Raw genomic sequence first — 20,818 nt, 5'->3', positions numbered from 1 at the left:
TAAATTTAGACTATCAAATTTTTCTTAATTGAGAAGATGAAATGTTGACTTTATTAAACTCTATGAATTTGAGGGTGGTATTACCGAGAGCCCTAAATGTCTTTGATTTTAATGAGTTTTTTTTGTAGCCATGTCTATCGAAAACTAAAATATTACACTTTTGTGAAATAGATTTTGATTTATACCATTTGTGAAAATTTATTAAGTTATCTGCTCCCATTAAAAAATAGATTTCAATATTTTTGTTTTTTTTTAAATGATTGATTAAATCGATTGTTTTATTTGAATTAATTTTATTTTCGTAAAATCTCACTTTTATAAATGAATTGTTACCAATAATTTTTTTACAGAATTTTATTCTTTCAGTAACTGAGGTTTTGCTCTGGTTTTTAAAAGGATTTTTTTTTGTGATTGCCCAAATAATGTTTTTAAGCTCAAATCTTTTTTTTGCTTCTTTTGAAATAGCTAGATGACCTTTATGAGCAGGATCAAATGATCCTCCTAAAATTCCTATTTTTGTCTTATTTGATTTCAAATTAATTTCTTATTTTACCGTTACTTGTAATTTGATACTTGTATGAAACAAGTTGATTAAGTCCTACAGGCCCTCTCGGTGGTAGTACATTGGTAGAAATTCCAACTTCTCCTCCAAACCCAAATTCACCTCCATCTGCAAATTGAGTTGAAGTGTTATGCATAGCAATAGAGCTTTTGACTTCTTTTAGAAATTGATTAGCTGTTTTTTTGTTTTTTGTAATTATTGAGTCTGTATGCATTGTTCCATACTTATTAATATGACTTATAGCTTCATTGAGGTTGTTTACTATTTTAACAGAAACTGCTGAGCTTAAATATTCTGTAGACCAATCTTTTTCAGTAGCTTTAAAAATTTTACCTTTATAAAATTTAGCCAAAGTCTTTTCTCCATAAATTTTACAACCATTTTTTTCTAAATTACCCAGGATTGTATTGCTAAATTTTTTAACAATATTTTTATGTAGAATAATAGTTTCGGTCGCCCCACATATGCTGGTGTTTCTTAATTTTGCGTTTGTAACAACTCTATTTGCCATCTTTAATTCAGCGTCTTTATCGACATATGTATGACAAATACCCTCAAGATGACCAATTATAGGAACCTTAGAAAGTTCTTGAACTTTTCTTACAAGATTTTTTCCACCACGTGGGATTATAACATCAATATATTCTTTCATTTTGGAAAGCATTACATCAACCATCTTTCTATTTTTAGAGTCTATAAATTGTATAAAGTTTTCATCTACTTTATTTTTTTTGAGCGCTTTTCTAAAAAGTTTTGATAAAATTCTATTTGAATTGATTGCCTCAGAACCTCCTCTTAAGATTACTGCATTACCTGATTTGAAACATAAACCTGCAACATCTGATGTAACATTTGGCCTACTTTCATAAATTACACCAATAACTCCTATTGGAATTGATACTCTACTAATATTTAATCCATTAGGTCTTTTCCACTTTTCTAGAACATGATTAATAGGATCTTTAAATCTAATAATACTAATAATAGAATTTCTGATGTCGTTTATTTTTTTCTGATTTAAATGAAGTCTATTAATTAAATTTTCTTTTAATCCTATTTTTTTTGCATAATTAATATCTTTAGTATTTTCTTTAATTATTAAACCTTTGTTTTCGTCAAGCATTTTAGCATAGGAGGCTAAAACACTATTTTTAACTTTTGTGTCTATTTTATATTGACTTGCTTTTCTTGCTCTTTCACCGATTAAATTCATATAATTATTCATTTATACTTCTACCATATCATCTTTATGAATAACTTCAGATTTTGCAACATACCCAAGTAATTTTTGAATTTCATTCGAATGGTGTCCCATAATTTTTTTTACTTCATCAGAAGAAAAAGAACTTAAACCCCTAGCACATTCATTATTTTTTTTATCTAAAACTTTTATGTGATCACCTTTGTTAAATCTTCCTGATACATTTTTAATACCTGCAGCTAGTAAACTTTTTCCAAGTTTTAACGCTTTTTTGGCTCCATCATCAATTACAATATTTCCTTTAGGTGCAATTGAGCTAATTATCCATTTTTTTCTAGCATGAAGTTTAGAGACCTTTGGGCTGAACCATGTACAATTATTTTTTTCAATAATTTTTGAAATAGGATTTGAATACAGTCCGTTTGCAATAATCATACTGCTGCCAGCTAATTGACAAATTTTAGCAGCTTCAATTTTTGTTTGCATTCCTCCACTTCCATATTCATTAATTCCTTTGATATTAATTTCTTTTAAGTCTTTGTTTATATCATTTACTATTTTTATTAGTTTAGCGTCTTTATTTACTTTTGGATTTTTTGTAAAAAGGCCATCTACATCTGAAAGTAAAATTAACGTATCAGCGTTTGTAATTTGAGCTACTCTAGATGCCAATCTATCATTATCTCCATATTTTATTTCAGTTGTTGCAATTGTATCATTCTCATTAACAACTGGGATAAATCCAAGTTCGAATAAATTTTCGAATGTTCTTTTGGCATTTAAGGATCTTCTTCGTTCCTCCGTATCTTCTAGAGTTAACAAAATTTGTGAAATATTTAATTTGAATTTTGAGAAGGTCTGAGAGAATAAATTCATTAGTTCAATTTGGCCAATAGAGGCAATTGCTTGACTTTTATCTAACTTAATATTTTTTTTGTTAAAATTCATTTTTTTACATCCAAGAGCGATAGCACCTGAACTAACAATGACTATTTTTTGATTTTTATCTTTTAGTTTTTTGATGTCCCTCGCAAAGCTTGAAAGCCATTTTTTTCTAATTTTTTTATTTTCATCAACTAATAAAGATGAACCAATTTTAATAACAATAATTTTCGAGTTTTTAAGATACATAGGATAATAATTTTGCCTTAATTTTTGAAACCGACTCTTTATTTAAAGTTGTCATTGTCATTATCTCACAATTTTTATCTTTAGAGAAATCATCAATTACATCTTTGGCTGTGTCTTCATCAATTAAATCTATTTTGTTAAACACAATTAACTCTCTCTTTTCAAGCATTTTAGAACTGTAATTTTTAAGTTCATTTTTAACCTGATCATAAGATTCCTTAAGATCAAGATTAGTAATATCAATTAAATGTAATAAAGATTTGCATCTTTCTATATGTTTTAAAAACTGTATCCCAAGTCCAACACCTTCATGGGCACCTTCTACTAATCCTGGTATATCGGCTATTGTGATTTCTTTATCATCATAGCTAGCAACACCTAAGTTAGGATTAAGTGTTGTAAATTTATAATTAGCAATTTTAGGATTTGCGTTTGTAAGTGCTGCCAACAAACTTGATTTTCCTGCGTTAGGTAATCCGATAATTCCGATATCAGCTATTGTTTTAAGTTGTAACCAAATTGTAAACTCTTCTCCCAAAGTTCCTTTCGTAAATTTTCTTGGAGCTCTGTTTGTAGAACTTTTAAATCTAGTATTTCCCAAACCACCTTTGCCACCATTAGCAGCAATGTACTCTTCTCCTTTTTTATTAAAATCAAATAATAGAGTTTTGTTATCTTCTTCAAATACCTGGGTTCCAAGAGGAACTTTTAAAACCAAATCATCACCACTTTTACCTGTTCGATTTTGACCAGAACCATTCTCTCCACGCTGAGCTTTATGATGTTGTTGATATCTGTAATCAATTAAAGTGTTTAAGTTTTCTTCTGATTTTAAAATGATAGAGCCTCCCCTGCCTCCATCGCCTCCATCAGGTCCTCCAAACTCAACATACTTTTCTCTTCTAAAACTTGGTGAACCATCACCGCCGTTTCCAGCCTTAATATAAATTTTAACTTGATCGAGAAATTTCATAATACAACATTTTCTTGGTTGTACTATTAATTGGGTTTTACTGAAACGTAAGTTCTATCTAATTTAGATTTTTTGAATACAACTTTACCTTTGATAACAGAAAAAATTGAATGATCTTTTCCCATTCCAACATTTTCGCCAGGAAAAATTTTTGTTCCTCTTTGTCTAACAATTATATTTCCAGGTATTACAGTTTCTCCACCGTATTTTTTAACACCAAGTCTTCGACCAGCACTATCTCGTCCGTTTCTCGATGATCCACCTGCTTTTTTTGTTGCCATAATTTACCTAATAACTATTTACTTGCAGCTTCCTTAACCTCTTCTTTTTTGGGAGCTGGTTTAATTTTTTCAGCTTCAGATAATACTTTACCATCTTTTGAAAAAATTTTGTTAATTCTTATCAAAGAAAATTGTTGTCTGTGTCCATTTTTTCTTCTTGAATTTTGTCTTCTTCTTTTTTTGAAAATTAGAATTGTTCTATTTTTACTATTTTTAATTAAGTCTGCCTCTACCTTAGCACCTTCAATATTAGGAGTTCCAACCTCAATGTTTTTATCATCCCCGTATGCTAGGATTTCATTAAATTCTATCTTAGTTTCAGGCTTTGAATCTGGTAATTTCTCAATTTTTAATATTTCACCAGATTTAACTTTGTACTGTTTTCCACCTGTTTTTATTACTGCGTATGACATAGTATGAATATTAATTTTAAGTAACCGCAATATAGTTACCGGAAGCCTATAGTCAAGCTGAATTAGTTAGAAATTATCCTTTAAATCCCTTAATTTTGAAAAGGATTTTAGGTCATTAGCTCTTAAAAAAATATTACAATCAATTTCATCTTGTAAGGTTGATGGAATAGTAGGCAAATTATTATTTCTTTGTTGTTTTATGAATTCTATTTTCTTTAACAAAGAAGAGTTTTCAGAATCATGTTCTAAGCAGAATTTTGAATTATTTAAAGTATATTCATGGCCACAATAGATTTTTGTTTCTTTAGGTAAAGATTTTAATTTATTTAAAGAGTTATACATTTGTTCATATGTACCCTCAAAAATTCTACCACATCCAAGTGAGAAGAGAGTATCTCCAGTGAATAGTAAGTTTTCTTCAAAAAAATAAAAACAAATATGTCCTGTTGTGTGTCCAGGAATATGAATAATTTTAGCTTTAAAATTTCCGCTATTCCAAATTTCGTTATCTTTTAACAAGATATCAATCTCTGGTATCCTTTTTGCATCTCCATTAAATCCTAAAACAACAGATCCAAATTTTTTTTTTAATTCAGTATTACCCCCAACATGATCATAATGATGATGAGTATTTAAGATATATTTTAATTTAATATTTTTATCGTTTAAGTAATTGATTATTGGTTTAGCTTCACTTGGATCAACAACACATGCTTCCTGTTTGTCATTATCAATAATTAAATAACTATAATTATCTTGTAGGCAGGGTATAATTTCAACTTTCATTTATTTTTCAATTAAAAATATTCCAAGATCAGCAAATAAATTTTTAGTTCCTAAATTACTATTTGTAATATTTGAAGTGTTGTTACTATTTAAAGCTAAAGTTTTTATCATTTTAATTTCTTTAAATTTTATAAAATTTACAAAATCTTTAATTGTGCACATATGTAAATTAGGTGTACTGTGCCATTGTTCTGGCAAAGATTTTGTTATTGGCATTGTGCCTTTAAATAATAGATGCAATCTAACTTGCCAATTACCAAAATTTGGTATCGTTACAATTGCTTTTTTTCCAACTCTTAAAAGTTCATCTAAAACAATTTCAGGGCTTAAAAATGCTTGGAGTGTTTGACTCAATACTACATAGTCAAACGATTTATCAGGAAATTGTTTTAAGTCTTTCTCTGCGTTACCTTCTATTACAGTTAATCCTTTAGCAATACATTCTTGTACTTTTTCCTTAGAAATCTCTAGTCCTCTTACATTTATATTTTTATGTTCTTTTAAAAATTGCATCAAAGTTCCATCTGCACAACCTACATCTAGAACTTTTTTATTATCTTCAATTAAATCTGATATTACTTTAAATTCATTTTTCATTGTTTAACTCTGCATAAGATTTGTCTAAGAAATTCTTTAGTGCGTTTAAAAAATCAGGAACATCTAATAAAAAAGAGTCGTGACCTTTATCAGATACAATTTCTACGAAACCAACATCTGCTCCAATAGAATTTAAAGCTATAACAATATCTTTATTTTCTTGGGTTGGATAAAGCCAATCAGAAGTAAAAGAAATAACAAAAAATTTAGCTTTTGTATTTTTAAATGCATCAGACAAATTTCCATTAAATTGTTTAACTAAATCAAAATAATCCATAGCCCTAGTTATGTAGAGGTAACTGTTTGCATCAAATCTATCTACAAACACAGATCCTTGGTATCTCAAATAACTCTCAATTTGAAAATCTGCATCAAAACCAAATTTCAAATCTTCTCTTTCTTGCAATTTTCTCCCAAACTTTTCCTGCAAACCTTTTTTTGAGAGATAAGTTATATGAGCTGCCATTCTTGCAACAGCAAGCCCTTTACCTGGGTTGGTGTTATTAGCTTCATAATTTCCATCTTTCCAATCGCTGTCAGCAGTGATTGCTTGTCTTCCTAGTTCATTAAAAGCAATATTTTGTGCTGAATGACTTGAGGTTGTAGCAATGGGTATAACAGTTTTAGCTTTATCAGGAAAGTTGGTGATAAATTGAAGAACTTGCATACCTCCCATGGAACCTCCGGTAATTGCAAATAGTTTATCAATTCCAAAGTGTTCAAGTAAATTATATTGTGCATTCACCATGTCATTAATTGTAATAACTGGAAAATCAGTTCCAAAAGTTTTCTGTGTTTCAGGATCTTTATGGCTTGGTCCATAAGATCCCATACATCCACCAATTACATTTGAACAAATAACAAAATATTTATTGGTATCTATTGCTTTGTCTGGACCTACAGCAAAACTCCACCAACCGTCTTTTTTAGTAACAGGATTTAAACCAGTTACAAATTGATCTCCAGTTAGTGCATGAAATACTAATATAGCATTGTCTTTATTCTCATTTAAAGACCCATAAGTTTCGAATGCAATTGGAAAATTGTTTATAGTTTTACCACAATCCAATTTAAGAGGTTTCTTTATAATTAATGTATTAATATTTTTTTCTGTATTCATTTTAAGGCCTTTAGATGAATTGTGAGAAAAAAAACTATTTTAGCGGTTTTTTTTAAGCGCTCGCAATTCAGTTAAATCAGCGCATAAATTTTGTACAAGAACTTGTAATTTATGTCAATTTTTTAAAATAAGATCATATTCTCTATAAATATTTGTTTTTTTATCTATAAAGAGCTCATAAAAATAAAAAAAATGAGCACACCTAAATTTAAAAAATTTAACATAGAAGCTTATAAGCCTGGCAAATCTAAAATTAACAAAATTAATAAGGTCATTAAATTGTCAGCTAATGAGTCTGCTTTAGGGATGAGCCCGTTAGCAAAAAAAGTAATATCTCAAAAAAATTTAGTATTAGATAAATATCCAGATGGAAAATCTACTAATCTTAAAATGGCAATATCTAAAGCATATAAATGCAATTTCGATAAAATAATATGTGGAGCAGGTTCAGACGAGGTAATTCAAATGTTATGTCAATTATATCTACATCCAAAGGATGAAGTGATTGTTCCTCAATATAGTTTTTTAATGTACAGGATTTATGCAAAAATTGTTGGTGCAAAAGTTGTATTTGCAAAAGAAAATAATTTTAAAGTTTCAATTGAAGAAATATTGAAAAAAGTATCTAAGAAAACTAAAATAGTTTTTATTGCAAATCCAAACAATCCAACAGGAACATATTTAACTAAAAAAGAGACTTTAGAACTTAGAAGAAAGTTGAATAGAAATATTTTATTAGTAATTGATGACGCGTACTCAGAATATATGAAAAATGATGATTACAGCTCTGGTTTAGAATTATTTAAAAATAAAGACAACGTATTTATATTACGAACATTTTCTAAAATGTTTGGCTTGGCCTCATTAAGAATTGGCTGGGGATATGGATCGAAACAAATAATTAGAGCGTTAAATGTAATTAAACCACCTTTTAATGTAAATGGTTTGGCTCAAGTTGCGGCCATAGAGTCATTGAAGGATAAGCAATTCATTCAAAAGTCAATTAGACATAATTTAAATTATGCAAATAGACTTAAAAAATTTCTCGAAAAATATAATATTTTTTCAAACGCTGTATCGGCAAATTTTTTACTATTAAATTTTGATGACTGTAAATATTCAGCAAATTTTCTTTACCAAAAATTAAAAAATAAAGGAATTATATTAAGATCTACTGAAGATGGTTATCATATTAAAAACAAATTGAGATTAACTATTGGCTCATCTAGAGAAAATTTAATATTCATGAATGCAGTGAGAAAGATTTTTAATTAAATGAAAAATATTTTAATCATAGGTTGTGGTTTACTTGGATCTTCAGTTTTAAGATCTATACACAAAAATAAATTAGCAGATAAGGTATATATTTATGAAAAGTCAAAAAAGAATATATCAAGAATTAAAAATCTTAAATTACCTGGAAAAGTAGTTAGTTCATTAAAAGAAGCTGTAACAAAATCTAATTTTATTATTTTTTGTACACCTATGAGTGAATACAAAAATATTATTATGAAAATAAATAATTATATTTCTCCTAACACATTAATTACTGATGTTGGTTCTTCAAAAATTGAATCATCAAAAATAATAAAAAAATTTTTAAAAAAAGGAATTGCATGGACTTCCAGTCACCCAATTGCTGGTTCTGAAGTAAGTGGACCACAGCATGGAAAGAGCAACATGTTCGAGGGTAGATGGTGTATTTTAATTAAAGAAAAAAATACAATTAAAAAAAATTTAAATTTTCTGAAAAAATTTTGGGAGAAGATTGGATCAAAAGTTACAATCATGTCACCAGAAAAACATGACAAAATTTTTTCAATAACTAGTCATTTGCCTCACTTAATTGCATATAATTTAGTTAAGTCAGCTCAAGATTTTGAGAAAAAACAAAGCTATGATTTAATCAAATATAGTGCAGGAGGACTAAGAGATTTTTCAAGAATAGCAGCTTCTAATGAGATTATGTGGCGAGATATTTTTTTTAATAACAATAAAAATATTTCAAATGCTATTGATTTATTTATTAAAAATTTAAAATCATTTAAATCTGATATTAATTCAAAAAATAATAAATCTATTATTAACAAGCTTACTGAAACTAAAAAAGTCAGATCAAAAATAATCAAACTCAAACAAGATATTAATAAGCCAGATTTTGGAAGAAGCTAAATTTTAATTTTAGCTATTTTTTTAACTTTAAGTTTTGCTGTATTTTCAATTCTTCTAATTGTCTTAATTATAGGCATGATCAATACTTTCTTTTCAGGTCCATATGCATGTATTAATTGTTTGGAATTTAAACACATTGCGACATGCCCTTTCCAAAAAATGATATCTCCCTTTTGATAATTTCTTTTTATGTTTCCTTTAAAATATTTAATTTGATCTTTGGTATCTCGAGGAAAAAACTTATTATTATAATAGTAAAATATTTGTAATAGGGCTGAGCAATCTATTCCCCCGTAACTTTTTCCACCCCAGATGTATTTTATGTTCAAAAATTGTTTAAAGATTTTAATAAAATTGTTTTCTTTATAATTTATTTTTTTTATATCTTTTTTTTTAATCCATTTATTTTTATCAATTCTGGCAAAATTTTTATTAGTTTCTTTAACTGACAACTTTGATCCAAAAGATAGAAAAGTATTAGTTTTTAAATTTGGTTTTTTATAGATATTTGCTTTTAAACTACTTACCTTATAATTAGCTTTAAATTCTTTTGAATAATTTTTATTTTGAATGTACCCAGTATAATTATCAAAACTAGATTTTATTTTGATCCAATTTTTAGTTTTAGATAAAATTTTAAATTTTTCTCCATACAATATTTGTGAGGTTACTTCTGAAAATTTAGAGGATTTCTTATAAATATTAGAAAAACTACCTGTAAAATAAAATTTATTTTGCACCAATTTTAATTTTATTTTTTATCATCCATAGGCATATTAGTGAAGGAATAACCATAATAGTTGTTAAGACAAAAAATGTTCCCCAATCTCCGTTTAACCAATCTACTAAAGCTCCTGATGATGATGCTAAAGTTGTCCTCCCAGCAGTCCCTATAGACGCAAGTAATGCGTATTGTGTTGCTGTATATGTTCGATCAACCAGTAAAGATATAAATGCTACAAATGCAACAGTTGCAAAAGCTGCAGTAATATCGTCAGCAATAACTGCTATTGCAAATAATAGTTCAGATTTACCAGTCCATGCTAAGACAGCAAATAACAGATTTGTAACCGCCATTAAACCTCCTGCAAAGAACATAGTTTTTATAGTTCCAGCCCTCATAGCCATTACGCCACCAATTAAAGTAAATACGACAGTTGTGATCCAACCCAATCCTTTTGAATAGATTGCTATTTGTCCTTTTGAAAAGCCTATTTCTTTATAAAATACAATCGACATTCTACCCATGAATGCTTCTCCAATTTTAAACAAAAAGACAAACCCTAAAATTCCTGCAGCTATGGCAAAACCATTTTTTTTAAAGAAGCTAATAATGGGCCCACCAATTGTTCCAGTTATATAAGCAACAAAAGTTGTGATAATATTGTTAGATCCTAGTTTACCTTTAATTAAATTATCAGTTTCCTTTTGCTTTGATTGTCTGTCAGTTTCTACTGGCTCATGAACAAACATCAGAGCAATATTCATTAAAATAATTAAAATACCTAATATTAAAAAAGTTGCTTGCCAGTAATCTTGGATACCAATATTTTCAAAAAACTCTGCAGTAAATAAAGCAACTACACCACCTAATTTGTAACCTGTCCACCAACCAACTACAGCCATTGCAGCACCTGCTGCCATTGATTTTCCCTCATTTTCATTAATTTGTTCAATTCTTAATGCATCTACAGTTATATCTTGAGTTGCTGATGCTATAGCGATGATTAATCCAACTGTAATTATCAACGCTAAATTTTCTGTAGGATTTATAATACTCCAAACTAGTAAACTTAATAGAATTACTAATTGCATTAAAACAATCCAACCTCTTCGGTGACCTAATTTTTTAGTTAGGAAAGGAATTTGAATTCTATCTATAATTGGTGCCCAAAGATAATTAAAAGCATAAACCCCAAAAATAAGTCCTGCCCATCCAATAGTAGATCTACTTAATCCTTCTTCTTTTAACCAAAGACTTAAACTACTAGCAATCAAGACCCATGGAAATCCACTGATTGCACCAAGTAATAAAATTCTTAACATTCGAATATCTTTGTAAACTGAAATCGATTCTAACCAGGATGTTTTATTTATTTCAGACATAATTAATTTTTCCAAAATGATGGTAAAAATAATACTAATATTGCAAATAGCTCAAGTCTACCCAAAATCATACCAACTGTTAAAATCCATTTAGAAAGATCTGGTAATGAAGAAAAATCTCCATTGGGGCCAATTATTGGACCAAGACCAGGTCCAACATTTGAAATAGATGTAGCGGCACCCGAGATAGCTGTAATAAAATCTAAACCAGTTAATGATAACAATGCAGTAAGAATAAAAAATATTACGATATAAAAATAAATAAATGAAATAATTGAAGCTATAAACTTTTCATCAACTGCACTTTGATCATACTTAATTACAAATACCCCTTTAGGATAAATTATTTTTTTTAATTGGTTTAGAATAAATAGATAAAGAATTTGAATTCTAAATATTTTTACACCACAAGCTGTAGAACCCGCGCATCCACCTATAAACATCAGTGCAAGAAACAGGGTTATAGGAAAACTGCCCCATTTATCAAATTCTGCGTTTACATAACCAGTACCACTCAGGATTGATATAGTATTAAAAAATATTGATCTTAAACTAAAGTTTTCTTGATTAGAAAATAATAAGTAAATAGATAAAATTATAACAGTGAATATTATAATTTTTAAAAAGGTTTTGATTTGAATATCATTTAAAAAAATTTTTTTGTTTCCACTTATAAATTTAATATAAGCAATAAAAGGAATACTTCCCAATATAATAAAAAACATTGATGAAATCTCAATTGGTAAACTATTAAAGTATCCAATTGACTCGTTGTAGTTAGAAAAGCCTCCAGTAGCAATTGTAGTCATTGAGTGGGTTAAGCTGTCAAATTTACCCATACCAAATATCCAATAAGTGATTGCACAAAGGCCTGTTAATCCTGAGTAAATATAAATTAATCTAAGTGCTATTTCTTTTGACTTAGGGAGTATTTTTTCTGAAGAGTCATTACTTGAAATTTTAAATAATTGCATACCTCCAACATTCATTATAGGCATTAAAGTAATCGCCATTACAATTATTCCAATTCCACCTAGCCATTGTAAAATAGCTCTCCATAAAAGAAGACCCTTTGGTGCGTTCTCTAAATCTGAGATTATTGTAGATCCAGTTGTAGTAATTCCTGACATACTTTCAAAAAAAGAGTCTGTAATTGAAAGTTCAATACTAGAGAATACAAACGGTAAAGATCCAAATACTGCAATACTAATCCAAGATAGGGCAGTTAATAAGAAAGCTTGTTGTAGATTAAGTTTTTTATCGTGATCTAAATTTGATAAAAAAAATAAAGTTCCAAAGATTATGGTTACAATAGATGAGCCAAAGAAAGAAGAGTCTATCTCTGAGTAAAAGAATTGTACTATAATTGGGATGAACATTGATACACCCAATATTATTTGCAGAATTCCAAGCGTAAAAAAAACAGTTTTGTAATTAGACATTTTGAAAGAACAATATTTTATGGTAAATAAATTTCAACTCTATAAGAATTAATATAATCACTAGTTTAAGGTTAAAAAGAGCAATTCATGATTAAAAAAGATGTCCTAGAAAAGACAAGTGCTTGGCCTTTTGTTGAAGCTAAAAAAATGCTTCGTGAAAGAAAAGCTTTTATTGAAAAAAAAGGTAAGATTACTCTCCAAACAGGATATGGTCCAAGTGGATTACCTCATATAGGTACTTTCGGAGAAGTTGCACGAACTTCAATGATGGTTAATGCACTTAATCAACTCACAGATTTACCAACAGAAATTATTACATTTTCAGATGATATGGATGGCTTAAGAAAAGTTCCAGATAATGTTCCTAATCAAGAATTGTTGCAACAAAACCTTCACAAACCTTTAACGCAAGTACCTGATCCTTTTCAAAAATTTAATAGTTTTGGAGAACATAATAATGAAATGCTAAAGGATTTTTTAAACAGTTTTAATTTTAAATATAATTTTAAAAGTTCCACATCTTTGTACAAGGCAGGTTTTTTTAATCCTACTTTGAAAATCATTTTAGAAAATTATGAAGGAATAATGAATATTATTTTACCAACACTTGGGAAAGAAAGACAAAAAACATACAGTCCTTTTTTACCAGTATGTCCTGACTCAGGTCATGTTTTGGAGATACCTGTTTTAGAAATTGATCAGTCTAATTCTAAAATAATATTCGATAATAAAGGTAAAAAATTAGAGAGTAGTATTTTAGATGGTAATTGTAAATTACAGTGGAAAGTAGATTGGGCAATGAGATGGTTTGCTTTAGATGTTGATTTTGAAATGTATGGTAAGGATTTGATTGAAAGTGCAATTTTATCTACAAAAATCATTAATTTATTGGGTAAAAAGAATCCATCAGGATTTGCATATGAACTTTTTCTAGATGAAAAAGGTGAGAAAATTTCAAAATCTAAAGGTAATGGAATAACTATTGATCAATGGTTGAAGTATGCTTCACCAGAAAGTTTATCTCTATATATGTATCAAAATCCAAAAAGAGCTAAAAAACTTTATAAAGAAATAGTTCCAAAAGCAGTAGATGAATATTTGGATAACATTGAAAAATCTAAAAAGCAGACAGAGCAGCAATTAGTAATGAATCCAGTGTGGCATGTCCACAATGGGAGTATTCCAAAAGAAGACATGATTATGAGTTTTTCAATGTTATTGAATTTAGTCGAAACAAGTAATGCAGATAGTAAAGATTTATTGTGGAAATTTGTAAAAAAATACAAACCCAATATTCAAGAAACTAACTTTCCTATTTTTGATGGATTAGTAGGTTACGCAATTAGATATTTTAATGATGTAATTAAGTCTCAAAAAAAATACAAAACACCTTCTGAAGATGAAAAAAAAGCTCTTGTGGCTTTAATTTCAACTTTAGAAAAATGTAATGATCAGATGCCACCAGAGGAAATTCAAACTTTGATTTATTCTACTGGAAAAGAAAATGGTTATGCTGAAAATTTAAGAGATTGGTTTAAACTTATTTATGAGGTGGTTTTCGGTGATGAAAATGGACCAAGAATGGGATTTTTTATAAGTTTTTTTGGTGTTAATGAAACAAAAGACCTTATAATGAGTAAACTCAAATAATGTATTCAAATTTAAGATCTTTAATTTTCAAATTAGATCCAGAAAAAGCCCATACTCTAGCAATTCAATCTTTAAAATTTAATTTGGTATCAAATGTATTTGATGAAAATAAAAATAATCCTATTTTTAAAACACAAATATTTGGCAAAGATTTAAGCAACCCAATAGGAATAGCAGCTGGTTTTGATAAAAATGCAGAGGTTTACAATCCTTTGTTTAAATTAGGATTTGGTTTTGTTGAAGTTGGAACTGTTACTCCTTTAAAACAATATGGTAATGAAAAGCCAAGAGTATTTAGATTAGTTGAAGATCAAGCATTAATTAATAGATTGGGATTTAACAATCAAGGATCTGAAACTATTTTAAATAGAATAAAATCAAATAAAAAAAATGGAATACTTGGAGTAAATGTTGGACCAAATAAAGATTCTGATAATCGATTGAATGATTATTTAATTGGATTAGAAAAATTTCATGAAGTTGCTGATTATATTACAATTAATATTTCTTCTCCAAATACTGAAAATCTAAGAAATTTTCATGATGAAAATAAATTAAAAGAATTATTAAAATCAATTAAAGATAAAAAAAATGAATTGAAAACCAAAATTCCAATTGTAGTTAAAATTTCTCCAGATATTGATTTAAAGCAAATAGAATTAATATCAGAGATTCTTTTAGAAAATGATATATCTGCAATAATTATTTCAAATACATCAGAAAGTACTAGAGATGATTTAAAAAATATTCAACGACACCAAAAAGGAGGGTTGTCAGGAAAGCCAATTGAACAAAAATCAAATTTACTTATTAATAAATTCTTTAAATTGTTAAATGGTAGAATTAAAATAATTGGGGTAGGAGGTATTGATTCCGGAAAGTCTGCACATGATAAATTTTTGTCAGGGGCAGATTATATTCAGTTATATACAGGGATGGTATTTCAAGGACCAAACATTGCTGCAAACATTAAAAAAGAGCTAAAAGAATTACTTCTTAGAGATGGAGTGAAAAATATTTCAGAAATCGTTGGAAATAAAACTCTTTCTTAATTTTAATAAACTTGACGCCCTTAATATCTCCCCTTATATAGGCAGTGAAATTATGTCAAAAAAATGCGAACTAACCGGTAAAATTCCAATGAAGGGTCATAATGTTAGTCATGCTAACAATAAGACTAAAAGAAGATTTTTACCCAATTTAAAAAAAGTAAAATTTACAAGTGAGCTAGCTGGAAGAAGTTTAAAATTAACAGTTAGCAATTCAGGAGTAAGATCAGTTGATAAAAAGGGAAGTTTTGACGAATTCTTAAAAACTGTAAAAAATAAAAATATATCACCAAGATTAAAAAAACTTAAAAAAGTTATTTTATTAAAATCACCATATAAAAAAAAGCCAGTAGCTAAATCTGCTTAATGAATAAATTTTTTATCAGCCTATCTTTAATGATGGGTGTGGTTGTTTTATCCTCAAACTATCTTGTTCAATTTCCAATAAATTATTATGGATTAAATGAAATTCTTACTTATGGAGCTTTTAGTTATCCTGTAGCTTTTTTGATAACCGATTTAGCAAATAGATCTTATGGAAAGATAATTGCGAGAAAAATAGTTTATTTTGGTTTTTTTATAGGAATTATTTTTACTTTATTTTTATCAACAAACTTCGATGATTTAATATCCATTAGAATTGCAGTTGGATCAGGAGTGGCTTTCCTTACAGCCCAATTGCTTGATATTCAAATATTTGATCGTTTAAGAAAAAAACAGTGGTTTGTTGCACCTCTAACTTCATCATTAATTGGTTCAACTATTGATACTTTTTTATTTTTCTCAATATCATTTTATGGAACAGGAGTTCCTTGGGTTACTTTATCTTTGGGTGATTTGGGTGTTAAAATACTAGTAGCATTAATAATGTTAATACCATTTAGAATGTTATTAAAAATATTTAAGCCTATTAAAGTCTAATATAAAAATTTATAAGATAAAATTTTATAAGCTAATTTAGCAACAAGAAAATTATATGAGTTAAATCCTTTAATTGGAGAAAGTTCATTAATGTCAGCTCCAACTATATTTGAATTTTTTGCAGCAATTCTAATTATCTCTAATGTCTCATCCCACAACAATCCACCTGGTTCAGGTGTTCCAGTAGCAGGCATAATACTTGAATCTAATCCGTCTACATCAAATGTTAAGTAAACAGTCTTATTTTTTATTAATTTTTTAAATTTATTTAAATTCCATTTTTTTTTATCTTTTGCCCAGAAGATATCTATTCTATTTGAATTTTTTTTCAAAAATGGAATCTCACCTTCTGATATATTTCTAATTCCAAAAGAGACTAAAGACACATTTTTATAATCTAAACATCTTCTTATTGCCGATGCATGTGAAAATTTTTCACCATTATAACTTTCACGCAAATCTGCGTGCGCATCGAAATGTAAAAGACAAATATTTTTATATTTTTTTGTAAAAGGAACAATGCATCCTGGTGTAATTGAATGTTCACCACCAAAAGTCATTGGAAATAGTTTTTTATCTAAAATTTCCCCATTGATTTTAGAAATTTTATTTAATGCTACTTTGATATTTTTATCAATTTTGAATGGTTTTAATGTCTTGATACCTATTTTTTTGTAAGGTTCACAATTTAGTTCCTCATCATATAGTTCAACTTGGTGAGAAGCTTTGATAATTTCTTTTGGTCCATTTTTTGTTCCACCGCCATAACTAACTGTTTTTTCAAGTCCAAATGGAACGACTACTACTTTTTCTTTGAAGTTGAATGTATTATCAATTCCTAAGAAACCATGTTTGTTTGATAAGTATTTCAATTTTATATAAATATTTTTGAGAAGTTTTTTCGTTCTCTATTTTTCCACTCACCTTTATGGTAAGCATCGCTAGCTATTAATGGCAATACACTTGTTGCTTCAGCAAATACCATTTGTTCTTTAGTGATATCCACTTTACCCCAAGAACTTGCTTCTTTTAAAGTAGAACTACTACACGCACCATCTCTACTATCAGCAACTGTAATTTGTACAGCATACTTATGCATATCTACATTTTTACCAAGAAGCTCAGCACAAATAACAGTGTCTTGAATAAAATTTTTAGGAACTCCTCCACCAATCATAAATAAACCAGAACCTTTTGATTTGATTTTAATTTCCGTTAGTTCTCTAAATTCTCTAACTGAGTCTATAGTGATATGTTTTTTAGGATTTTTTTCTTGATGCATTACAAGACCAAAACCTGCACTTGAATCTGTGAAAGCTGGACAAAAAATTGGAACATTATTATCGTAAGCTGTTTCAATTAAAGAGTCTTTCTTTTTTGAATTTTTTTTTAAATATTTTCCCATTTCTAAAATAAACTCTCTCGAAGTATAACTTCTTGGATCTAAAGTATCTGCAATTTCACAAATAATTTTATCACACATTTGAAGCTCTTCTTCATCGATATATGTGTCGTAAATTCTATCAATATAGTTGTCTCTTAATTCTGTATCATCTTGAAATTGAGATCCCTGATAATGTTTAAATCCAAGAGCTTCAAAAAAATCCATATCTACAATTGATGCCCCTGTTGCTACAATTGCATCAACCATATTGTATTTAACAAGATCTTTATAAATATTCATACATCCTGCTGCAGATGTTGATCCTGCTAAAGTAAGAAAAATTGTACACTCCTTATCTTTAAGCATTTCGTTGTAAATGTTTGCTGCATTTGCAGTCTCTCTAGATACAAATGACATTTTCTCCATTGAAGAAATAATTGCTCTAGAGTCAAACGAAGTAATATCTATATGTTCGACAGGATTTTTTAAAAAATCTCTTTTACTATTATGTCCTGGATTTTTTTGGTCTGACATTAAGCAACCATATGAGCGCTGTTAACGTCTTTTTCATACATTGACATTATTGGTTTATCTTCAACTTCATAAATTTCATCTGAATAGTAACCATTGAATTGTGTTCTAAAAGTTAATCCATATGCTCCAAGTTGACCAAGCTCTATGTAATCATTTTCTTTAATATTATTTGGTAATAAAAAAGGTCCTTTCATATAATCCATGCTATCGCAAGTAGGACCAAAGAAATCAAAAGCAGTCAATTTTTTTGAAATTATTTTATTTGAATTTTCTTTAATCATTTTAGATGGATAAACTATGTTAGGTGTGCCTGCATCAAATAGGGTTCCATATGTTCCATCGTTTATATAAAGTTTTTGTTTTTTTCTTAAATTAACTTTAACAATTGTTGAACCACTTTCTGCAACCAATGCTCTTCCTGGTTCACAAATTATCTCTGGCAACTTCTCTAATTTTAAATTAGACAAACTTTTTTTAATTTCATTGAAGTATTCATCTAATGATTGTGGAATTAAATCTGGATAAATTGTTGGAAATCCTCCACCAACATTTATTGTATCAGGGATTATTTTTGTTTTTTTAATTATATTTCCAATCTCATTTATACCTTTAGCATATGAAATTGGATGCATACACTGCGATCCAACATGGAAACTTAATCCAATTTTTTTTGCATATTGTTTTACTAATCTTAGTAATCCTACAGCTTCAGATGTTAGTGCTCCAAATTTTTTAGATAAATCAATTTCAGCATGCTCATTTGAAACAGCAACTCTTACAAATAATTCTAAATCTTTTGCATTATTTGTACTTTCAATAATTTTGATTAACTCTTCTTTTGTGTCTAATGAGAAAGTTTTTACACCATAATTAAAATAGGCCTCTTTGATACTTTCTCTACTTTTTACAGTATGCATATAAGAACATTTTGCATTTTGAGTAAGTTTTCTTATAGCTTTAATTTCTTCAATTGAGGCAACATCAAATTGGTTTACACCTGTGTTTAAAATTGTTTGAATAACTTCGGGATGTGGGTTTGTTTTAACTGCATATAAAATTTTTCCAGGGAACTTATCTAAGAAAAATTTAACCGAAGACTCTATGGATTTCTTCCTAATACAATAAACAGGCTTTTCAGGTTTCAGTTGATTTATAAGTTCTTCAACTGACTTAAATTTTTGCATTTCATATGCCTCCAAAAAAAATTTAATAAAAAAAAGTTTTTAATAAAACTTTAATAATTTGAGCCATATAATGTAAACACAGGCAATGTAAAGCAAATAATTCAAGGCTGATTTGCGCAATTTTCATATATTGTAATATTAGATTTTGACCCCATATAAGGCTGATGAAAAACGAAGCCAAATTACAAAATCTAAGCGATTTCGAAAATAAGTCGCTTTTAATAGTAGACGATGACAATCCTTTTAGAGAAAGATTAGCAAGAGCTATGGAAAAAAAAGGTTTTGAAGTTTTTCAAGCTGAGAGTGTACAAAAGGGAGTTGAATCTGTTAAAAGTAAAAAACCAGGTTTCGCAGTTGTGGACTTAAGACTTGGAGACGGTAATGGCCTTGAGGTCGTTAAGGAGATTCAATCTTCTAATAATGATAGTAGAATTATAATGCTCACGGGTTATGGAAATATTCCCACTGCAGTTGCAGCTATTAAAGAAGGTGCAATTGATTACTTAGCAAAACCAGCAGATGCAGAGGATGTAGAAAAAGCATTGTTGGCAGATCCAGCTAAAAAGGCTGCACCACCAGAAAATCCAATGTCAGCAGATAGAGTTAAATGGGAACATATTCATAGAGTATTTGAATTATGTAATAGGAATGTTTCTGAAACAGCTCGAAGATTGAAGATGCACAGAAGAACTCTTCAAAGAATTCTATCTAAAAGATCCCCTAGATAATATTTCTTATTTTAATTATTTGTTTAGCGGCTAAAGCTAAAATAATAATTTTAAATAGTTCTGCTAATAAAAATGGTTTTGCACCAAGTGAAAATATCGGTTTATCCCAACCAATCAGAGTACCCAGCCATATTAAACCCAAGATATAGATTGTAGATGTTGCAATAACTAATTTAGTTAGAATAATTATAAAACTATCTTTTGTATTAATTTTTGAGGCTAAATAACAAGCAGTTAAAAAACCAATTAAATAGCCCATCGTTGGGCCAGTAAAATAGACTATACCAATTCCTTTTTCTGGAGAGTTTGAAAATACAGGTAATCCCGCAATCCCCTCTAATAAATATAAACCTACAGAAGCTAATCCAATTTTATAACCTAGGCTTACACCTAAGAATAAAACAACAAATGTCTGCATTGTCATTGGAACTGGATAAAATGGAATTTTAATTTTTGCAGAGATAGTTAAAGCAATTGAACCCAGAATCACAGCTAACAAAGATTTTATGATTTTTGTTTGTGTTAAGTTTTTTGTAAGTTCCATAGTAAAATAATACTCAAAATATAAAAAATAATCTAGCTAT

The 20,818-nt window shown here is 28.5% G+C and carries 23 protein-coding genes; 7 read left to right on the top strand and 16 right to left on the bottom strand.

The features are described from left to right. Nucleotides 1-13 precede the first annotated feature (13 nt). The 9 genes from nadD to metX form a co-directional block, all read right to left on the bottom strand. Nucleotides 14-541 carry a nicotinate (nicotinamide) nucleotide adenylyltransferase gene (gene nadD, locus ACTTAO_RS02810; protein ID WP_440691096.1) on the bottom strand — a complete coding sequence of 176 codons (528 nt, stop codon included), beginning with the start codon at nucleotides 539-541 and terminating at the stop codon, nucleotides 14-16. Beyond that, nucleotides 537-1,787 (bottom strand): glutamate-5-semialdehyde dehydrogenase, encoded by a 1,251-nt coding sequence (locus ACTTAO_RS02805; protein WP_440690817.1) that lies wholly within the window; start codon nucleotides 1,785-1,787, stop codon nucleotides 537-539. The genes nadD and ACTTAO_RS02805 overlap by 5 nt, the downstream gene beginning before the upstream one ends. After that, a complete protein-coding gene (gene proB / locus ACTTAO_RS02800; RefSeq protein WP_440613704.1) occupies nucleotides 1,788-2,894 on the bottom strand; it encodes a glutamate 5-kinase in 1,107 nt (368 codons plus the stop codon). Further along, complete coding sequence (gene cgtA, locus ACTTAO_RS02795) at nucleotides 2,884-3,867, bottom strand: Obg family GTPase CgtA (RefSeq protein WP_262589877.1); 984 nt, start codon at nucleotides 3,865-3,867, stop codon at nucleotides 2,884-2,886. The genes proB and cgtA overlap by 11 nt, the downstream gene beginning before the upstream one ends. A 26-nt stretch (nucleotides 3,868-3,893) precedes the next feature. Then, nucleotides 3,894-4,148: a 50S ribosomal protein L27 gene (rpmA, locus tag ACTTAO_RS02790; protein WP_075506491.1), complete on the bottom strand. Its 255-nt coding sequence runs from the start codon at nucleotides 4,146-4,148 to the stop codon at nucleotides 3,894-3,896. A 14-nt stretch (nucleotides 4,149-4,162) separates the two neighbouring features. Beyond that, nucleotides 4,163-4,561 (bottom strand): 50S ribosomal protein L21, encoded by a 399-nt coding sequence (rplU, locus tag ACTTAO_RS02785; RefSeq protein WP_075506490.1) that lies wholly within the window; start codon nucleotides 4,559-4,561, stop codon nucleotides 4,163-4,165. A 66-nt stretch (nucleotides 4,562-4,627) separates the two neighbouring features. Next, complete coding sequence (gloB, locus tag ACTTAO_RS02780) at nucleotides 4,628-5,347, bottom strand: hydroxyacylglutathione hydrolase (RefSeq protein WP_440672573.1); 720 nt, start codon at nucleotides 5,345-5,347, stop codon at nucleotides 4,628-4,630. After that, complete coding sequence (metW, locus tag ACTTAO_RS02775; protein ID WP_262589873.1) at nucleotides 5,348-5,944, bottom strand: methionine biosynthesis protein MetW; 597 nt, start codon at nucleotides 5,942-5,944, stop codon at nucleotides 5,348-5,350. Continuing rightward, on the bottom strand, nucleotides 5,934-7,064 hold the full coding sequence (metX, locus tag ACTTAO_RS02770) for a homoserine O-acetyltransferase MetX (protein ID WP_440672575.1): 1,131 nt from the start codon (nucleotides 7,062-7,064) through the stop codon (nucleotides 5,934-5,936). The genes metW and metX overlap by 11 nt, the downstream gene beginning before the upstream one ends. A gap of 192 nt (nucleotides 7,065-7,256) precedes the next feature. Between metX and hisC the strand changes: the two genes are divergently transcribed. Both hisC and ACTTAO_RS02760 read left to right on the top strand, forming a co-directional pair. After that, entirely contained in the window at nucleotides 7,257-8,339 is a 1,083-nt protein-coding gene (gene hisC / locus ACTTAO_RS02765) for a histidinol-phosphate transaminase (protein WP_440690816.1), read from the top strand. Next, the gene (locus tag ACTTAO_RS02760; RefSeq protein ID WP_440654949.1) at nucleotides 8,340-9,236 is read left to right on the top strand and encodes a prephenate dehydrogenase; all 897 of its coding nucleotides are present in this window, start codon (nucleotides 8,340-8,342) and stop codon (nucleotides 9,234-9,236) included. Here ACTTAO_RS02760 and ACTTAO_RS02755 read toward each other — a convergent pair. From ACTTAO_RS02755 to ACTTAO_RS02745, 3 genes are read right to left on the bottom strand one after another with little or no spacing between them, the layout of a single operon-like run. Beyond that, nucleotides 9,233-9,976: a C40 family peptidase gene (locus tag ACTTAO_RS02755; RefSeq protein WP_440653123.1), complete on the bottom strand. Its 744-nt coding sequence runs from the start codon at nucleotides 9,974-9,976 to the stop codon at nucleotides 9,233-9,235. The two genes, ACTTAO_RS02760 and ACTTAO_RS02755, sit on opposite strands and share 4 nt — an antisense overlap. Beyond that, nucleotides 9,966-11,342, bottom strand: coding sequence for an AmpG family muropeptide MFS transporter (locus tag ACTTAO_RS02750; protein WP_440672578.1), 1,377 nt, complete (start codon nucleotides 11,340-11,342; stop codon nucleotides 9,966-9,968). Before ACTTAO_RS02750 ends, ACTTAO_RS02755 begins: the two co-directional genes overlap by 11 nt. A gap of 2 nt (nucleotides 11,343-11,344) precedes the next feature. Next, on the bottom strand, nucleotides 11,345-12,784 hold the full coding sequence (locus ACTTAO_RS02745; protein ID WP_440690815.1) for a TrkH family potassium uptake protein: 1,440 nt from the start codon (nucleotides 12,782-12,784) through the stop codon (nucleotides 11,345-11,347). Nucleotides 12,785-12,871: 87 nt separating this feature from the next. On the opposite strand from ACTTAO_RS02745, the gene ACTTAO_RS02740 reads away from it, so the two are divergent. From ACTTAO_RS02740 to ACTTAO_RS02725, 4 genes are read left to right on the top strand one after another with little or no spacing between them, the layout of a single operon-like run. Next, nucleotides 12,872-14,434, top strand: coding sequence for a lysine--tRNA ligase (locus tag ACTTAO_RS02740; protein WP_440633065.1), 1,563 nt, complete (start codon nucleotides 12,872-12,874; stop codon nucleotides 14,432-14,434). Then, nucleotides 14,434-15,486, top strand: coding sequence for a quinone-dependent dihydroorotate dehydrogenase (locus ACTTAO_RS02735; protein ID WP_440633064.1), 1,053 nt, complete (start codon nucleotides 14,434-14,436; stop codon nucleotides 15,484-15,486). The genes ACTTAO_RS02740 and ACTTAO_RS02735 overlap by 1 nt, the downstream gene beginning before the upstream one ends. A gap of 52 nt (nucleotides 15,487-15,538) precedes the next feature. Next, nucleotides 15,539-15,850: a 50S ribosomal protein L28 gene (gene rpmB / locus ACTTAO_RS02730; RefSeq protein WP_075506505.1), complete on the top strand. Its 312-nt coding sequence runs from the start codon at nucleotides 15,539-15,541 to the stop codon at nucleotides 15,848-15,850. Beyond that, nucleotides 15,850-16,404 carry a queuosine precursor transporter gene (locus ACTTAO_RS02725; RefSeq protein ID WP_440690814.1) on the top strand — a complete coding sequence of 185 codons (555 nt, stop codon included), beginning with the start codon at nucleotides 15,850-15,852 and terminating at the stop codon, nucleotides 16,402-16,404. The genes rpmB and ACTTAO_RS02725 overlap by 1 nt, the downstream gene beginning before the upstream one ends. On the opposite strand, the gene speB is transcribed toward ACTTAO_RS02725, so the two are convergent. From speB to ACTTAO_RS02710, 3 genes are read right to left on the bottom strand one after another with little or no spacing between them, the layout of a single operon-like run. Then, on the bottom strand, nucleotides 16,401-17,276 hold the full coding sequence (gene speB / locus ACTTAO_RS02720; RefSeq protein ID WP_440690813.1) for an agmatinase: 876 nt from the start codon (nucleotides 17,274-17,276) through the stop codon (nucleotides 16,401-16,403). The two genes, ACTTAO_RS02725 and speB, sit on opposite strands and share 4 nt — an antisense overlap. Nucleotides 17,277-17,278: 2 nt before the next feature. After that, the gene (locus ACTTAO_RS02715) at nucleotides 17,279-18,322 is read right to left on the bottom strand and encodes a 1,9-bis(guanidino)-5-aza-nonane synthase (protein WP_440690812.1); all 1,044 of its coding nucleotides are present in this window, start codon (nucleotides 18,320-18,322) and stop codon (nucleotides 17,279-17,281) included. Beyond that, nucleotides 18,322-19,506 carry a type III PLP-dependent enzyme gene (locus ACTTAO_RS02710; RefSeq protein ID WP_440613720.1) on the bottom strand — a complete coding sequence of 395 codons (1,185 nt, stop codon included), beginning with the start codon at nucleotides 19,504-19,506 and terminating at the stop codon, nucleotides 18,322-18,324. Before ACTTAO_RS02710 ends, ACTTAO_RS02715 begins: the two co-directional genes overlap by 1 nt. Nucleotides 19,507-19,670: 164 nt before the next feature. Here ACTTAO_RS02710 and ACTTAO_RS02705 point away from each other — a divergent pair, with 164 nt between their 5' ends. Beyond that, entirely contained in the window at nucleotides 19,671-20,234 is a 564-nt protein-coding gene (locus tag ACTTAO_RS02705) for an ActR/PrrA/RegA family redox response regulator transcription factor (protein ID WP_440613721.1), read from the top strand. Here ACTTAO_RS02705 and ACTTAO_RS02700 read toward each other — a convergent pair. Continuing rightward, entirely contained in the window at nucleotides 20,227-20,778 is a 552-nt protein-coding gene (locus ACTTAO_RS02700) for a biotin transporter BioY (RefSeq protein ID WP_440613722.1), read from the bottom strand. The two genes, ACTTAO_RS02705 and ACTTAO_RS02700, sit on opposite strands and share 8 nt — an antisense overlap. Nucleotides 20,779-20,818 lie beyond the last annotated feature (40 nt).

Origin of the sequence: Candidatus Pelagibacter sp. HIMB1782 (assembly GCF_052047475.1) — a bacterium.
Taxonomy (GTDB): domain Bacteria; phylum Pseudomonadota; class Alphaproteobacteria; order Pelagibacterales; family Pelagibacteraceae; genus Pelagibacter.
This window is presented reverse-complemented; position numbering and strand designations above follow the sequence as displayed.

Excerpts from the sequence above, each read along its gene's own strand:
- ACTTAO_RS02805 (WP_440690817.1), bottom strand. The coding sequence starts at position 1,787 with ATGAATAATTATATGAATTTAATCGGTGAAAGAGCAAGAAAAGCAAGT.
- proB (WP_440613704.1), bottom strand. The coding sequence starts at position 2,894 with ATGTATCTTAAAAACTCGAAAATTATTGTTATTAAAATTGGTTCATCT.
- cgtA (WP_262589877.1), bottom strand. The coding sequence starts at position 3,867 with ATGAAATTTCTCGATCAAGTTAAAATTTATATTAAGGCTGGAAACGGC.
- rpmA (WP_075506491.1), bottom strand. The coding sequence starts at position 4,148 with ATGGCAACAAAAAAAGCAGGTGGATCATCGAGAAACGGACGAGATAGT.
- rplU (WP_075506490.1), bottom strand. The coding sequence starts at position 4,561 with ATGTCATACGCAGTAATAAAAACAGGTGGAAAACAGTACAAAGTTAAA.
- gloB (WP_440672573.1), bottom strand. The coding sequence starts at position 5,347 with ATGAAAGTTGAAATTATACCCTGCCTACAAGATAATTATAGTTATTTA.
- metW (WP_262589873.1), bottom strand. The coding sequence starts at position 5,944 with ATGAAAAATGAATTTAAAGTAATATCAGATTTAATTGAAGATAATAAA.
- metX (WP_440672575.1), bottom strand. The coding sequence starts at position 7,064 with ATGAATACAGAAAAAAATATTAATACATTAATTATAAAGAAACCTCTT.
- hisC (WP_440690816.1), top strand. The coding sequence starts at position 7,257 with ATGAGCACACCTAAATTTAAAAAATTTAACATAGAAGCTTATAAGCCT.
- ACTTAO_RS02760 (WP_440654949.1), top strand. The coding sequence starts at position 8,340 with ATGAAAAATATTTTAATCATAGGTTGTGGTTTACTTGGATCTTCAGTT.
- ACTTAO_RS02750 (WP_440672578.1), bottom strand. The coding sequence starts at position 11,342 with ATGTCTGAAATAAATAAAACATCCTGGTTAGAATCGATTTCAGTTTAC.
- ACTTAO_RS02745 (WP_440690815.1), bottom strand. The coding sequence starts at position 12,784 with ATGTCTAATTACAAAACTGTTTTTTTTACGCTTGGAATTCTGCAAATA.
- ACTTAO_RS02740 (WP_440633065.1), top strand. The coding sequence starts at position 12,872 with ATGATTAAAAAAGATGTCCTAGAAAAGACAAGTGCTTGGCCTTTTGTT.
- ACTTAO_RS02735 (WP_440633064.1), top strand. The coding sequence starts at position 14,434 with ATGTATTCAAATTTAAGATCTTTAATTTTCAAATTAGATCCAGAAAAA.
- rpmB (WP_075506505.1), top strand. The coding sequence starts at position 15,539 with ATGTCAAAAAAATGCGAACTAACCGGTAAAATTCCAATGAAGGGTCAT.
- ACTTAO_RS02725 (WP_440690814.1), top strand. The coding sequence starts at position 15,850 with ATGAATAAATTTTTTATCAGCCTATCTTTAATGATGGGTGTGGTTGTT.
- ACTTAO_RS02715 (WP_440690812.1), bottom strand. The coding sequence starts at position 18,322 with ATGTCAGACCAAAAAAATCCAGGACATAATAGTAAAAGAGATTTTTTA.
- ACTTAO_RS02710 (WP_440613720.1), bottom strand. The coding sequence starts at position 19,506 with ATGCAAAAATTTAAGTCAGTTGAAGAACTTATAAATCAACTGAAACCT.
- ACTTAO_RS02705 (WP_440613721.1), top strand. The coding sequence starts at position 19,671 with ATGAAAAACGAAGCCAAATTACAAAATCTAAGCGATTTCGAAAATAAG.
- ACTTAO_RS02700 (WP_440613722.1), bottom strand. The coding sequence starts at position 20,778 with ATGGAACTTACAAAAAACTTAACACAAACAAAAATCATAAAATCTTTG.